Origin of the sequence: Streptomyces sp. CB02366 (assembly GCF_001905905.1) — a bacterium.
GTDB lineage: Bacteria > Actinomycetota > Actinomycetes > Streptomycetales > Streptomycetaceae > Streptomyces.
In genome coordinates this window covers 118245-131683 of the sequence record NZ_LIVT01000012.1, presented here as the reverse complement: position 1 = coordinate 131683, position 13439 = coordinate 118245, and the positions used below count along the sequence as shown (strand labels likewise).

Annotated in this window: 17 protein-coding genes; 1 reads left to right on the top strand and 16 read right to left on the bottom strand. The window is 71.8% G+C overall.

Going from position 1 to position 13439, the window contains the following annotated elements; translation table 11 throughout:
- Window positions 1-115 precede the first annotated feature (115 nt).
- The 15 genes from AMK24_RS26660 to AMK24_RS26590 all read right to left on the bottom strand — a co-directional run bounded on the left by AMK24_RS26660 (window position 116) and on the right by AMK24_RS26590 (window position 11582).
- Window positions 116-994, bottom strand: coding sequence for an ABC transporter ATP-binding protein (locus AMK24_RS26660; RefSeq protein WP_073771436.1), 879 nt, complete (start codon window positions 992-994; stop codon window positions 116-118).
- A gap of 37 nt (window positions 995-1031) precedes the next feature.
- Entirely contained in the window at window positions 1032-2117 is a 1086-nt protein-coding gene (locus AMK24_RS26655) for a FecCD family ABC transporter permease (RefSeq protein ID WP_073771435.1), read from the bottom strand.
- Between the two features lie 14 nt (window positions 2118-2131).
- Entirely contained in the window at window positions 2132-3193 is a 1062-nt protein-coding gene (locus AMK24_RS26650) for a FecCD family ABC transporter permease (RefSeq protein WP_073771434.1), read from the bottom strand.
- A 90-nt stretch (window positions 3194-3283) separates the two neighbouring features.
- Window positions 3284-4648, bottom strand: coding sequence for a lysine N(6)-hydroxylase/L-ornithine N(5)-oxygenase family protein (locus AMK24_RS26645; RefSeq protein ID WP_073771433.1), 1365 nt, complete (start codon window positions 4646-4648; stop codon window positions 3284-3286).
- 563 nt (window positions 4649-5211) lie between these two features.
- Entirely contained in the window at window positions 5212-5667 is a 456-nt protein-coding gene (locus AMK24_RS26640; RefSeq protein ID WP_073771432.1) for a hypothetical protein, read from the bottom strand.
- Between the two features lie 50 nt (window positions 5668-5717).
- Window positions 5718-6131, bottom strand: a complete 414-nt coding sequence (locus AMK24_RS26635) for a gas vesicle protein K (RefSeq protein WP_073771464.1) — start codon at window positions 6129-6131, stop codon at window positions 5718-5720.
- Between the two features lie 59 nt (window positions 6132-6190).
- Window positions 6191-6403 carry a gas vesicle protein gene (locus AMK24_RS26630; RefSeq protein WP_053622820.1) on the bottom strand — a complete coding sequence of 71 codons (213 nt, stop codon included), beginning with the start codon at window positions 6401-6403 and terminating at the stop codon, window positions 6191-6193.
- Window positions 6400-7257, bottom strand: a complete 858-nt coding sequence (locus AMK24_RS26625; RefSeq protein WP_073771431.1) for a GvpL/GvpF family gas vesicle protein — start codon at window positions 7255-7257, stop codon at window positions 6400-6402. The genes AMK24_RS26630 and AMK24_RS26625 overlap by 4 nt, the downstream gene beginning before the upstream one ends.
- Window positions 7254-7733 (bottom strand): gas vesicle protein, encoded by a 480-nt coding sequence (locus AMK24_RS26620; protein ID WP_073771430.1) that lies wholly within the window; start codon window positions 7731-7733, stop codon window positions 7254-7256. The genes AMK24_RS26625 and AMK24_RS26620 overlap by 4 nt, the downstream gene beginning before the upstream one ends.
- Window positions 7734-7852: 119 nt before the next feature.
- Window positions 7853-9112: an SRPBCC family protein gene (locus AMK24_RS26615; protein ID WP_073771429.1), complete on the bottom strand. Its 1260-nt coding sequence runs from the start codon at window positions 9110-9112 to the stop codon at window positions 7853-7855.
- A complete protein-coding gene (locus tag AMK24_RS26610; RefSeq protein WP_073771428.1) occupies window positions 9105-9695 on the bottom strand; it encodes a hypothetical protein in 591 nt (196 codons plus the stop codon). The genes AMK24_RS26615 and AMK24_RS26610 overlap by 8 nt, the downstream gene beginning before the upstream one ends.
- Before the next feature lie 50 nt (window positions 9696-9745).
- Window positions 9746-10003 carry a gas vesicle protein GvpG gene (locus AMK24_RS26605; RefSeq protein WP_073771427.1) on the bottom strand — a complete coding sequence of 86 codons (258 nt, stop codon included), beginning with the start codon at window positions 10001-10003 and terminating at the stop codon, window positions 9746-9748.
- Between the two features lie 54 nt (window positions 10004-10057).
- Window positions 10058-10768 (bottom strand): GvpL/GvpF family gas vesicle protein, encoded by a 711-nt coding sequence (locus AMK24_RS26600; RefSeq protein WP_073771426.1) that lies wholly within the window; start codon window positions 10766-10768, stop codon window positions 10058-10060.
- A 2-nt stretch (window positions 10769-10770) separates the two neighbouring features.
- Window positions 10771-11211, bottom strand: coding sequence for a gas vesicle structural protein GvpA (locus AMK24_RS26595; RefSeq protein ID WP_073771425.1), 441 nt, complete (start codon window positions 11209-11211; stop codon window positions 10771-10773).
- 71 nt (window positions 11212-11282) lie between these two features.
- Complete coding sequence (locus tag AMK24_RS26590) at window positions 11283-11582, bottom strand: gas vesicle protein GvpO (protein ID WP_073771424.1); 300 nt, start codon at window positions 11580-11582, stop codon at window positions 11283-11285.
- Between the two features lie 246 nt (window positions 11583-11828).
- On the opposite strand from AMK24_RS26590, the gene AMK24_RS26585 reads away from it, so the two are divergent.
- Window positions 11829-12116: a hypothetical protein gene (locus AMK24_RS26585; protein WP_073771423.1), complete on the top strand. Its 288-nt coding sequence runs from the start codon at window positions 11829-11831 to the stop codon at window positions 12114-12116.
- 24 nt (window positions 12117-12140) lie between these two features.
- On the opposite strand, the gene AMK24_RS26580 is transcribed toward AMK24_RS26585, so the two are convergent.
- Window positions 12141-13295 (bottom strand): YihY/virulence factor BrkB family protein, encoded by a 1155-nt coding sequence (locus AMK24_RS26580; protein WP_079190647.1) that lies wholly within the window; start codon window positions 13293-13295, stop codon window positions 12141-12143.
- Window positions 13296-13439 lie beyond the last annotated feature (144 nt).

The following is a 13439-nucleotide window of genomic DNA, read 5'->3' as shown; positions in this document are numbered from 1 at the left end:
GCTGCCCACTGCGCCCCGTATGAGACAGCCAGACTGTACCCCGATCAACTGAGGGCAGCCTAGCCTTACTGGACAACTTTAGCCCGGCCGGAACGAGTTGAGACGTGATGTCCGGTCATCCGGCGTACGGAGAGCGCGCTTCCCCCTCGGGCCGCACGTCCGGGCGCACGTGCGCCCGGCCTATCGGCACGATGAGCGGCCGGTCGCCCACCGGGTCGTCGACCACCCGGGCCCGCAGCCCGAACGCCTCGTGCAGCAGCTCGGCGGTGATGACGTCCCGGGGGTGCCCCTGCGCCAGGACCGCTCCCGCCCGCATGACGACGAGGTGGTCGCTGTAGCGGGTGGCCAGGTTGAGGTCGTGCAGGACCATGACCACGGTGCGGCCCGACTCGTGCAGGTCGTCGACGAGGTCGAGCACGTCGATCGCGTGGGCCAGGTCCAGGTAGGTGGTGGGCTCGTCGAGCAGCAGCAGGCCGGTGCCCTGGGCCAGGGTCATCGATATCCATACGCGCTGGCGCTGCCCGCCGGACAGGGAGTCGACGGGCCGCTCGGCGAGGTCCGCCACCCCGGTCATGGCCAGGGCGCGCCGCACCACGTCCGCGTCGTCCGACGACCACTGCCGCAGCCAGCTCTGGTGCGGGTGGCGTCCGCGCGCGACGAGGTCGGCGACCGTCAATCCGTCCGGGGCGACCGGCGTCTGCGGCAGCAGCCCGAGCTTCTTCGCCACATCGCGGGTCCGGAGCCGGCCGATGTCCTCGCCGTCCAGGACGACGGTGCCCCCCGACGGCTTGAGCAACCGGCTCAGGGTGCGCAACAGGGTGGACTTCCCGCAGCCGTTGGGGCCGATGATCGTGGTGATCACCCCGGTCGGGATCGTCACGTCCAGGTCGTCGATGACCGTGCGGTCGCCGTACCCGACCGTGATGCCCCTGGCGGCGAGCCGTGGGACGCCCCTGACGTCCTCATCGGTCCGAACGGTGAACTGAGCGGCCACGAGCCCCCCTTGTTGAGGTATGCCTTACTTCTACCATCTACCGGAGGTTCGCCCGTACCAACAGGTAGACGAGGAACGGTCCGCCGATCACCGCGGTGACCACCCCGACCGGCAGACCGATCGGCAGCGCCGCGCGGGCGACGAGGTCGGAGCCGATCAGCAGCAGCGCGCCCACCAGCCCCGAGGCGATCAACGGCGGTGTGGGCCACCGCCCCAGGCGCATCGCCACCTGCGGGGCCACCAGCGCGACGAACGGGACCGGCCCGGCCGCGCTCACCCCCACCGCGGCCAGCAGGACGGCGCAGAGCAGCAGGACGCCCCGCACCCGGCCGAACCGTACGCCCAGCCCGGCCGCGACGTCGTCGCCGAGGTGCATCGGCTTGAACGGGAAGGCCACCAGGGCGACGGCGGCCAACAGGACGAGCGTGCACCAGAAGGCCACCCCGACCTCGTCCCAGGACCGGTTGTCCAGCGAACCGACCAGCCACACCTGGGCGCGCGCCACGTCGCGGATGTCGGCCGAGACCAGCAGCCAGGTCGTGACCGCCTGCATCATCGCGGTGACCGAGATGCCGATCAGGACGAGCCGGAAGCCGTCGATCCCGCGCCGCCAGGCGAGGAAGTACACGAGCAGCCCCGTGCCGAGCCCGCCCAGCAGGGCCGCCGAGGACAGCCCGACCGAGCCGGCGACCGCCGCGGCGGTCCCGCCCGTCGCGGTCACCAGGAACACCGCGACGGCGCCGGCCCCCGAGGTGATCCCCAGGATGTCGGGGCTGGCGAGCGGGTTGCGGGCCACGGACTGCGTGATGGCCCCCGACACGCCCAGGGCGACGCCCACGATCAGACCGGCCAGCGCCCGGGGCAGGCGGAGGTCCATGATGACGAACTCGTCGACCTGCTCCCCCTGCCCCACGAGCGTGGCCATGACCCGGGTGAGGCCGATGGGGAAGTCCCCGACGCCGATCGAGAGGCAGAAGACCAGGAAGGCCGCCGCCGCGAGGACCAGGGTGACCAGCACGAGCCGGGGCCGCCAGACGAACGACACCTTTCCCAGCCGTACGCCCGGGGGCATCGACGCCCGCTCCGCCTCGGCCCCGCCCCTGGGCCGCGGAGCCTGCTCCATGTGCTCGTGAACCCTCATACCGCGCTCCTGAACTTCCCCCGCCACACCAGGAGCGCGAAGAAGGGCGCGCCGAGGAGGGCGACCACGACGCCCGATTCCAGTTCGCCCGGGCGCACCACCAGCCGGCCCGCGATGTCGCAGACCAGCAGGACCACGGCCCCGAGCAGACCGGCGTACGGCACCAGCCAGCGGTAGTCGGGGCCGGTGAGGTGGCGGGCCACGTGCGCCACCATCAGCCCGAGGAAGGCGATGGGGCCGCAGGCCGCGGTGGCGGCCCCCGCCAGCAGGGTGACGGCGGCGATGCCGACGGTCCGGCTCATCGCGATGTTCACTCCCAGCGCCCGCGCCACGTCGTCGCCCAGGTTGAGCAGGTTGAGGGCGGGCAGGGTGATCAGCGCCAGGACCAGCCCGACGACGACGAAGCCGGTCACCGGCCGGATGACGTCGAACCCGACGCCGGCCACCGAGCCCGCGTTCCAGAACCGCAGGGCGTTCAGCGACTCCTTGTCGGAGAGCGCCACGGCCGTGGTCATCGCCGCGAGGAAGACCGTGACGCCCTGTCCGGCCAGGGCCAGGGTCAACGGGCTGCCCGCGCCCCTGCCGATGCTCGCCAGGCCGAAGACCACGACACCGGCCGCACCGGCCCCCAGGAAGGCGAACCAGACGTACTGCAAGGGGTCGGTGAACCCGAACACGGCGATCACCGCCACCACGGCGAAGGAGGCTCCGGCGTTCACCCCCAGCAGCCCGGTGTCGGCGACGGGGTTGCGCGTGTACCCCTGGATCAGCGCCCCGCCGACGCCGAGCGCCAGCCCCGCCACGACCGCGAGGACGGTACGGGGCACGCGCACGGTCTGCACGATGAGGCGGATCTCGGTCAGCTTCCGGTCGGGGTCGGGGTCCGCGAACAGGCCGTGCCACACCTCGCCGGGGCTCAACGCGCGCGCTCCGACGGCCAAGGAGGCCGCCGCCGCGATCACCAGGACGGCCGCGAGGACCCCCAGCCCGGCCAGCCGCCGCCCGCGGGTGTCGGTCGTCCCCCCGGGTGAGGGGCGCTCCACCTCAGTCGTCAACATGTCGAAGAACGATATCCCTTTGATCGCAACAGTCGCTCCGTCCGCCGGCGGACCGCCGGGCGGACGGAGCGTTCGACGAGCCGCGTCCGGTCAGTGCCCGGCGGGCACTTCCCGGCCCGCTCCCCCGGCCACCGGCCGGGACGCGTCGGAGGTGGACTTGACCCGGCGTCCGAGCAGGGAGTCCAGGATCTCCCCGACCCGTATCGCCGTGTTGGAGAGCAGCGACGTGGTGATGCCGTGCGTGTGCTCCGTACCGCCCTGGAGGTAGATGCCGCAGTGCAGCCCGGGGCCGGTCGCGATCCGGTAGTCGCGCTCCACGCGGACGCGGCCCGTGTCGTCGCGCAGGCAGTGCTCCCCGACCTCGCCGAGCACGCCGAGCGGGTCGGCGGGGCGGTAGCCGGTGGCGAACACCACGGCGGCGGCGTCGAGTTCCGACTCCTCCCCGGTCACCAGCGACTTCACGGTGGCGCGGACGCCGCCGGGCTCCTCCACCACACCGGTGACCCGGGACACGTTGAGGAAGCGCAGCCGTTCGGCGCCCAGGACCTTCTCCCGGTACATCTGGCGGTAGAGGTCGTCGATCAGGTCGATGTCCACCACCGAGTAGTTGGTGTTGGCGTGGTAGGCCATCAGGCTGCTCTTGACCGCCTCGGGGGCGGCGAAGTAGTCGTCGACCGCGTCGGGGTCGAAGATCCGGTTGGCGAAGCCGCTGTCGTCGGCGGGGCTGTAGCCGTACCGGGAGAAGACGGCGCAGACCTCGGCGTCGGGGAAGCGGCGGTGCAGATAGGCGACGTTCTCGGCGGCGCTCTGGCCGGCGCCGACGACGACGAACCGCGAGGGCGAGGAGCCGTCCAGGGCGTCGACCTTCCGCAGCAGGTCGGAGTTGTGCCAGACGCGCTCGCCGCGTTGCACCCCCTCGGGCATGAGGGGGCGCAGCCCGGTCCCGATGACGAGGTTGCGGGCGCGGTGGACCGTGACCCCGTCGCCGGAGCGGACGGTCACGTCGAGGTGGCGCACCGCGCCGTCGTCGACGAACGGGGTGACGCCGATGACCTCGTGGCCGTAGGAGACCTGGTCGTCGACCTTGGCCGCGGCCCACTCGAGGTAGTCGTGGAACTCCACCCGCAGCGGGAAGAGGTTCTTGTGGTTGATGAAGTCGATCAGCCTGCCCTTGCTCTGCAGGTAGCACAGGAAGCTGAACTCGCTGGCCGGGTTCCGGAGCGTCACCAGGTCTTTGAGGAAGGACACCTGCATGGTGGCGTCGTCGATGAGCATGCCGCGGTGCCAGCCGAAGCTCGACTGCTGCTCGAAGAAGTGAGCGGTGACCGAATCCTGCCTGCCGACTGTGCTGTTGTACTCGCTGAGCGCGATCGCCATGGCCACATTGGACGGGCCGAAGCCGATGCCGATGAGGTCGTGGACCGGTGGTGTGTCGCCAGGAAGAACCTGTGACATGTCGCTCCCATCGTCCGGGAAGTCCGCCTGTCAGGCGTGAGGGGAAGATTCGGAGGACGGGCGCGCCGACGAAGCGGTCACCCGAACTTAGGTGAGCCTAAGCTCGCCAATTCGCTTTGTCGATAGGGCATATGGGGCGAGGCTCCGGCAAGGGGGACGGTCGGCCACGGCTCGAAAAGGGCGCTTGTGCCGAAACATCCCCGTAGTCGGGCGCGCAGGCCCCGGATACGGCGGGGCACCACACTCCGCCCGGGCGCGCCCGGAGGGGACGCTCCATCGACGGTTGGCGTGAAAGGGCCCGTACGCCTTCCTCCCGACGGGCGGGCGCGGCATCCCCTTCGTACGACTGAAGTCCGACGCGGCGCCGGGCCGCCCCCGGCCGGACGCCTCGGGGCCGAGGGCGGTCGGCGGAGGACGCGGAGGGGAGGCGCGGCAGCGGGAGACGAAGGGAGAGAGAGCACCCGGGCCCGGACGTGGGGCGGGGCCGGAGAGAGTTCTCTCCGGCCCCGCCCCACGTCCGGGCCCGTCGTGCCCCGGCGCTCTTCGTTTGTTCCGTACCGCGCTCAGATCCGGCCGCGCGCCAGCCGGGTCAGCGGACCCATCGGAGGCTTGGCGGACGAGCGCCCGATGGCGAACGCCGCTCCGGCGATCCCGGCCACTCCGGCCGCGGCTCCGGCGGCGACCGCCTTGCGGTGCTTGACGACGGTCCAGGCCGTGCCGGCCGCGCTCGCCGCCTTGGCCGCGTTGGCGGCCACGGCCTGCTGACCGCTCTGGATACCGGCGGCGGCGGCGCGGCCGACGCGCCGGGTGGTCTCCCCGGCCGCCCGCACGCCCTCCGAGGCCGAGTCCTTGGCGCTCTCGGCCGCGGACAGCGCCTCGCCGCTCTTGTCCCGGGCCTGCGTGCCGGTCTTCCCTGCGGTGGCGCCGGCCGCCTTGCCGGCCGAGGCGGCCGTCTTGCGGGCGGTGGCGGTCCGGCCCTTGCTACCGGTGGAGTTCTTTGCGTCGTTGTCGTCAGTCATGGGCTCCTCCTTGCCGTGCTCGATGTGATCAAACCTGGATACCGGCGCGTTCAGGCGCCGTTGTGCGGGAGCAGCGAACCCAGCGGTCCGAGGTCGAGGTTGAGGTCGTCCATCGTCAGGCCGTAGCGGTCGCACAGCTCCGTCATGCGTTCGTTCAAGATCATCAAGGTCATGCCGATCCGCTCCTCCTGGAGCTCGCTCAGGTCGCCCTGCTCGACGCGGTGGATCGCGGTGCGCTCCATGAGCTGGCGGAGCAGTTCGACGATGGTGAGCACCAGTTTGATGAGGTCGCGCTCCACGGTGTCCGGGTCGGTGTGCAGCCGCTGGGCCGCGGCGGAGGGGCCGCGGCCGTCCTCGGGCGGCGCGGGGCTGAGCCCGAACGCGCGGGCCGCGGCGCGCGCCACCTCTTCGGCCGCCGCGGCGGGCGTCCCCTGCGCGCCTCGTGCGCGGGCGTCCTCGGTCATCGTCTGCGCCTCCTCCCCGTTCTCCGGGGTCTCCCGTTCGTAAGCCGCCGGGGACGGGCTCACCACGGCCCCGGCTCCTCACCGGTGATCGAACGGATCACCGCTCGCAGATTGATGTGGACGAGGTCCACGTCGGCGATGGACAGGACGAGGTCGCCGGTGAGCACGGCCCCGCCGTTCAGCAGCCGGTCCAGGAGGTCGATGAGGGCGACGGGCGGCCCGCTGCGGGGTTCGCTCTCGCCGAGGACGCCGCCGATGAGGTCCGTGCTCATCGTGGGCCCCCGCCGTCCGCCCCCTCCGCCACCATGGCGGTGGCGAACGAGTAGGGCGCCCACGGCCCGGTCACCTCGATCGACACCCCGGGGGCGCCGCCGGCCAGCGCGGCCAGCTCGCGGTGCAGTCGCGCCGCGTCCTCCCGGGGGACGAGGTAGGCCTCGTTGGTCACGTTCACGCCGGCGCGGGCAGCGAGCTGCCCCTGCTGCGGGCGGTGCACCGCCCGGGAGGAGGCCACCCCGTCGGCCAGTCGGGCGGCACGGGCGGCCAGGTCGGAGGCCGCCTGGTAGACGTCCTGGCTCTCGCGCTGCTGCGCCTGCCGCCGCCGCAGGTAGGCGCGGCCCGCCCCGGCGTCCGGGGGCGTCGCGGCGGTCGGCCCGGCGGACGCCGTCGCGGCGGCCGCACGGGGATCGGCGTACACCTTCACCCCCAGCTCGACATGGCCCTCCAGGCGCCCCAGCAGTTCCTGGAACTCGCTGCGTTGCCGAACCAGCATGGCGGCCACCCGGGCGTCGTCCAGGTAGACCGTGGCCAGCCGCATCGGCAGGACGGAGGTCTCCGCGAACGCGGCGTCCACCACGGCGTGGTGGGCGCGGGCAACGGCTTCGAGCCGGTCCAGGTCCTCCATCTGCGCGGTGAGCCCCTGCTCGCTGAACGCGTCCGCCGGTACGGAGGAGACGAGCGCGCACAGCCCTCCCCCGGCCACGGGGCGCAGCGGGCGGCCGTCCACGCCGGGCAACCGGGTGGCGAGCCCGTCCAGGGCGGAGCCCTCACGGCCGACCGCGTAGACGTAGCTCATCTCTCCGGCGCCCGCGTCCGGACCGTCGGCGGGCGGGTTCGGTCCGGTGCTCATCGCTCCTCCTCCTGTCCGGTCCGATCCGCCCGGGCCTCGGCCGCGGCGGAGCCCGGAAGCCCTGCCGCCGACCGCAGACGGGCCAGTTCGGCGCGCAGCCGCTCGTTCTCCTCGGCCAGCGCCTCGTCACCCGAGCCGCTCCCGGCCTCCCGCGGGGGGCCGAGCTCCGCGCCGGGGGCGCTTCCCGCCTCGGTCTCCCGCGCGGGACGGGCCCGCGAGGAGAGCGAGGGGTCGTGCTCCCACCAGTCGATGCCCATTTCCTTGGCCTTGTCGACGGAGGCGACGAGCAGGCGGAGCTTGATGGTGAGCAGTTCGATGTCGAGCAGGTTGATCTGGATGTCACCGGCGATGACGATGCCCTTGTCCAGCACCCTTTCCAGGATGTCGGCGAGGTTGGCCGACGAGCCCTGTTGCCCGTATGCCGGGGCGGCCCCTCGGGGCGAGGCCGGCAGCCGGCCGGCCAGTGAATCGGACACGGTCTCTCACGCCTTTCCGTGGGGTGTCGGTGGGGTGGTGGTGTCGGCACGGCCCCGGGGGCCGGCCCCGGGGCCTGTGCCCGGGCGCCGGCCTCCGTCGGGCCGTTGAGCGGGGAGGGTCACCGGTCGGCGGCCGCCCGGCGACGGGAACCACGGGCCGGTCGCGGCTCCTCCGCCGCCTCCTCCTCCTCGGCCGGCTCGGCGTCCTCGTCGGCGTCCGCCTCGTCCAGGTCCTCGGTGTCCTCGTCGGCGTCGGCGTCCTCGTCGGCGTCGGCGTCCTCGGCGTCCTCTTCCGCGAACTCCTCCCCCGGCTCGGCGTCCTCGGCGTCCTCGTCGGCGAACTCCTCGTCCTGCGGCTCCTCGTCGTAGTCGGAGTCCACCGGCTCGTCGTCCTCGGCATCGTCGAGGTGTTCGTCCTCGGGGTCGTCGAGGTGTTCGTCCTCGGGCTCGCCGTCCTCGTCGCGGGGCTCGTCGTCCTCCTCGTACGCGTCCTCGGCGGCGTCTTCCTCGGATTCGGACTCGGTGGGCTCGCCCTCCCGCTCCTCCTCCTCGATCGCCTCGTCGTGGCTGACGACGACCTCTCCGTCGCGGATCTCGCCCCGCCAGCTGTCGGTCGCCTCACCGCGCATCATGATGAACTTGCGGTAGAGCTTGAGGTCCAGTCGCGCCCGGCGGCCCTGGGCCCGCCAGATGTTGCCGGTCTTCTCGAACAGCCCCTTGGGGAAGTACTCCAGGACCAGCAGGACGCGGGTGAGGTCGTCGGTGAGGGCGTGGAAGGTGACCACGCCCTTGACGGTGCCCTTGGCGCCCTCGGTGGTCCAGGTGATCCGTTCGTCGGGCACCTGCTCGGTGACGTTCGCCTTCCAGCTGCGGGTGGACTTGGCGACCTTCACCTTCCAGTTGCTGGTGGTGTCGTCCGCCTTCTCCACGCTCACGACGCCCTTGGCGAACGAGCTGAACTCCTGGAACTGGGTCCACTGGTCGTACGCCTCGCGGACCGGCACACCGACGTCGATGTCCTCCACGATGGTGACGCTCTTGGACTTGCCCCCACCGGACTTGCGCCCCTTGCCGAACAGGCCCTTGACCTTGTCCTTGACGGTGTCCTTGAGGTGGGAGGCGCCCGCGCTGAAGGCGGCCTGGCCGGGCGACTTCCCCTCGCCGAGCGCCTGACCGCCCTTGGCCAGGCTCTTCAGGGCGCCGCTCCCGCCACCCGGCTCCGCGAGCTTGGACACCGAGTCGCCGAGACGGTGCCCCAGCTGGGTCACGGCGTGCTCGGCGCGGGCCCGGAGGTAGTTCTGCAGCTCGTCCTTGAGACGGTCGGTGGCCGGGTTCTTGACCACGTCGTCCTTGATGCCGCTGAGCGCGGATTCAGGCATCGTCGCCTCCCCGGGCCTTGCGGGCGCCGGAGGACGCGGTCTTGCGGGCGGCGCTGCCGCGCTTGCGGGCGGGGGCGGCCGACTTGCTTCCGCTTCCCGACCGGCCGGCGCCGGACGAGGAACCGCTCCTGGAGGAGGATTCGGAGGAGGCGGTCTTGCGGGGGGCGCGCTTGCGCTTCCCGCTCCCGCCGGTGTCCTCGTCCCGGTCCGCGCGGGCGTCCTTCTTCGGCTCCTCGTCCTCGGCCGGCTCGTCGTCCTCGCCGGTCTCCTCGTCCTCGGCCGCGGATCCCGCCCCCAGCGCCTGCGTGCGCTGCTGCAGAGAGTCCGCGAGGCTGCCGGCCCGCTGGGTGAGGGCCTTGGTGGCGGCCGTCTTGGTGGCGTCCACCAGTTCCTTGCGCACCTGGTCGTTGAGCGAGCCCAGGACCGGCGAGTCGGCCAGCATTCTGCCGAGCTGCCGCGGGTCGAGGTCCATCTTCTTGCCGAGGAGGAACATCCCGAACCCCAGGGCGAGTTTGGCCTTCTTCGTACGCCCCAGCAGGTATCCCCCTACCAGGGCCGCGCCTATCTTGGCGTTCTTCGTCATGTGCGATGCACCTCTGATCTCCCCCGGTCACGTGTGGTGGCGTCTGACGTTCACGGCCCCTGCCGCGTGCTGTTCCGGTACGCCTCGATCTCGTCCAGCCGGTCGAGCAGTTCGTCCTCGAGCCGGTCGAACTCCTCGTCGTCGATGAGGCCGTTCTTCAGGTCCTGCTCCAGTTGCGCCAGCTGGGCGCGTACCGGCTCCGGGTCGTAGTACTCCTGCTCGGCCGCCTGGACGACCTGGTCGAGTACCCAGGCCGTCCCCCGTACGGGGGCCAGCGGCAGGGTCAGGATGCTGCTGATGAGGCCCATGGCGGACGTCTCACCTCCGCTCCCGGGACCGGACGGACGGGCGGGCCGCGGCGGTCAGACGAAGCTGTACGGCGGCAGCGGGCCCGTCAGCGTGAACGTGTAGGCGTCGCCGCGCCGGTCGGCCTCCTTCTGGACCGCCGCCACGAAGCCCTCGGTCTCCGCGCGGGGCACCAGGAAGGACAGGTTGAGGAACTGCTGCGGGGCCGGTTCCGCGTGCGAGCTGCGGGTGGCGGCGTCCGCCAGTCGCTGCGCGACGTCCTCCGCCTCCCGCTGCCCGCGGGCGGTCACCTCGCGCGCCACCAGCTCTCCCAGGGCGATCCGGTCGTCGTGGCTGCCCTGGGCCCGGACCCGCTCGTTGAGCTGCCGGATCTCGTCGGACTCGGTCATGATCTCCCGGAGGAGGTCGTCCTCCTCCCGGCCGGCCTTGAGGTTGTACTCCACCTGGCCGTCCAGCTCCGCCAGCCGCTCCTCGTACGCGTCGGCCTCCCGCTCCAGCGCCGCGGTGACCTCGTCGTCGCCGGGGCCCACCAGGCCGAACCTCATCGGCAGGGTCGCGCCGCCCGCCATCAGCGCTTCCAGCACGTTCTGATGGGCCATCACATCGCGTCGCTTGGCGCGGAGTCCGGCGGGCGCGTCGCCGACCACGGCGGCCAGTCGGCCGGTGCGGACGGTACGCAGCTCCGAGGGCGGGTCGCCCACGCCGTGCAGGCCCTCCAGCGGCATGGGGTGGTCGGCTCCGGTGATGGCGTAGATGTAGGTGGGCACCGCTACTCCTCGCGTCGCTGGGACTGACGGGTGGACGTGGTCTTACGGGCAGTGCGCTTGCGCGGCTGCTCCTCTTCCTCCGACTCGCCGTTCTTGCTCTGCAACGATTCGGTGAAGGCCTCCACGGCGCCGGAGAGCGCGCCCTTCGACTTGCCCTTGGCGCCGCTCTCGGTCATGTCGCCGACCAGGTCGGTGAGCTGGCTCGGCGCCTTGCGGCCGGATTCCAGGTCGAGGCGGTTGCAGGCTTCGGCGAACCTCAGGTAGGTGTCGACACTCGCGACGACCACCCGTACGTCGATTTTGAGGATTTCGATACCGACCAGGGAGACACGGACGAATGCGTCGATGACGAGTCCGCGGTCGAGTATGAGTTCAAGAACGTCGTAGAGATTTCCCGAGCCGCTCCCACCGGACGTCGCATTGCTCTGTTGAACGAGGGACATGGGGAACTCCTTTCGGTGATCTTCCGCGAGACCGCCTTTCGGCGATCTCCGTTGCATCTGACGACGGAATGTCAGCGTCGATCGATCTGGCCGCGGGCATACCGGCGCAGCCGCTCGTAGGACAAAAGCGTTCCCTGGGGATCGAGTTCGACCCGGTACGAGGCCATCACACTCATGGTGTCCGGCACCCGCTCCAGCTCGACGACCTCCACGTCCGCCGACCAGCCGCTCTCGGTGGCCTTCACCGAGGAAACAGAACCGGGCTCGCACTGGAGCAATTCCGTGAGCTGTGCGGACGCCTGCCGCATGGCGGTAGGAACGTCGACGCGCTTTCCGTCGTGCTCTTCATCGGTCTTCTTCTCGGTGCTCATCCTTCACCTGTCGCCGGGGATGACCGCTCACTGACCGGTCTCCGTCGTCCTTGGCTGACATCCGCCTGCCCCTGCGATCCGGACATATGCGCGAACGGAGCGATCGATAACCGCGATTTCCGAATCCGGCCGCCGGTTCCTCTCCCCCTGGCGGCAGGGGGGTTCGCGTCCCGTGCGCGGCGGGGGTTCTCGCCGCCGCGCGGGGTAGGCGAGGCGGACACGCCGTCCCCGAAGGAGTGGTCAGCCATGGAAATCTCCGGAGTCGTCAGCGCCGTGTTCATCGGTGCGGCGGTCGGTCTGCTGGGGCGCCTCGTCCTGCCCGGCCGCCAGCACATCGGCGTGCTGTGGACGTTCGTCGTCGGCGTCGCCGCCGCGCTCCTGGGCTCCCTGCTGGCGTCCTTGTCGGGAGTGGCGGCCACCCGGGGCGTCGACTGGATCGAGTGGCTCCTCCAGATCGTCCTGGCCGGCCTCGGCGTGGCCGCCCTCGACCGCGCGCTGGCCGGAACCGAGCGGAAGCCGCGCCTGCGCGAGTGAGGCCGGCGGGGCGGGGCGCGCCGTTCAGCCGGACCGCAGGTCGCTGGAGGGGCCCGTCTCGCCCATGGCCCGGCGGTCCTCCTCGGACCAGGAGCGGGTGTCGCGGGGCTCGACGTAGGGCTCCTCGTACGGAGGCAGACCGCCCAGGATGGCGCGCTCGCGCGCCATCTCCGCGTCGAACTCCAGCCCCAGCAGGATCGCCAGGTTGGTGATCCACAGCCAGACCAGGAAGACGATGACGCCGGCCAGCGCACCGTAGGTCTTGTTGTACGAGCCGAAGTTGGCGACGTAGAACGCGAACCCGGCGGAGGCCGCCATCCAGATCAGCAGCGCCAGCACGCTGCCCAGGGAGCCGAAGGCGAAGCCCCGCCCCTTGGCGTTCGGCGCCGCCCAGTACAGGAGCGCCAGCATGGCGGCCACGAAGACGACCAGGACGGGCCACTTGGCGATCGACCAGACCAGCAGGGCGGTGTCGCCGACGCCCAGCAGCGAGCCGAGTTCACGGGCGATTCCTCCGCTCAGCACCACCATCAGGGCGCAGACGGCGGCCAGCACCATGAGCACCAGGGTGAGCCCCACGCGCACCGGGAGTACCTTCCACAGCGGGCGGCCCTCCGGCAGGTCGTAGACCGCGTTCGCCGCCCGCATGAAGGCCGCCACATAGCCGGAGGCGACCCACAGCGACCCCAGCAGACCGACGACCGCCAGCACCGAGCCGGTGCCGCCGCTCCCCTCCAGCTGGGTGATCGCGCTCTTGATCACGTCCTTGGCGGCTCCCGGGGCCAGCTTCTCGACGTGCTCCAGCGCCTTCCGCGTGGTCGACTCGCCCGCGATCCCGAGGAGGGAGACCAGGACGAGGAGGGCCGGGAAGAGCGAGAGGATTCCGTAGTAGGTGAGCCCCGCAGCCCGGTCGGTCAGTTCGTCCCGCTGGGTCTCCTTCACCGTTCGCTTGAGGACCGCCCACCAGGACGCCCTGTGCAGGTCGGTCGGCGTGTCCGGCGCGTCACGCTTCACCCGGTCGTCGGGGCCGGCCGCCGCGTCCGGCGTGTCGCGCTCCGCCCCGTCGTCGGGGCCGGCCGGCCCACGCAGGCGCCCCTCCTCCGTCCGTCCCGTTCCGTCGCGGCTCTCCGGGACCTTTCCGTACCGGGAGCCCTGCTGGGTGCGCTGTTCGTCTGCCATGAACGGCGGCTACCCCGACCAGCGCCGTTATGCAGGCGTGGGGCCTTTCACCGCAGGCGCGAGCACCCTCGGCTCACGCGGTTCCCGGCCCCGGACGTTGACCGGTGTGCTCCTTTCGGGGCAAATGCGGGCGCGTGTCGGCTC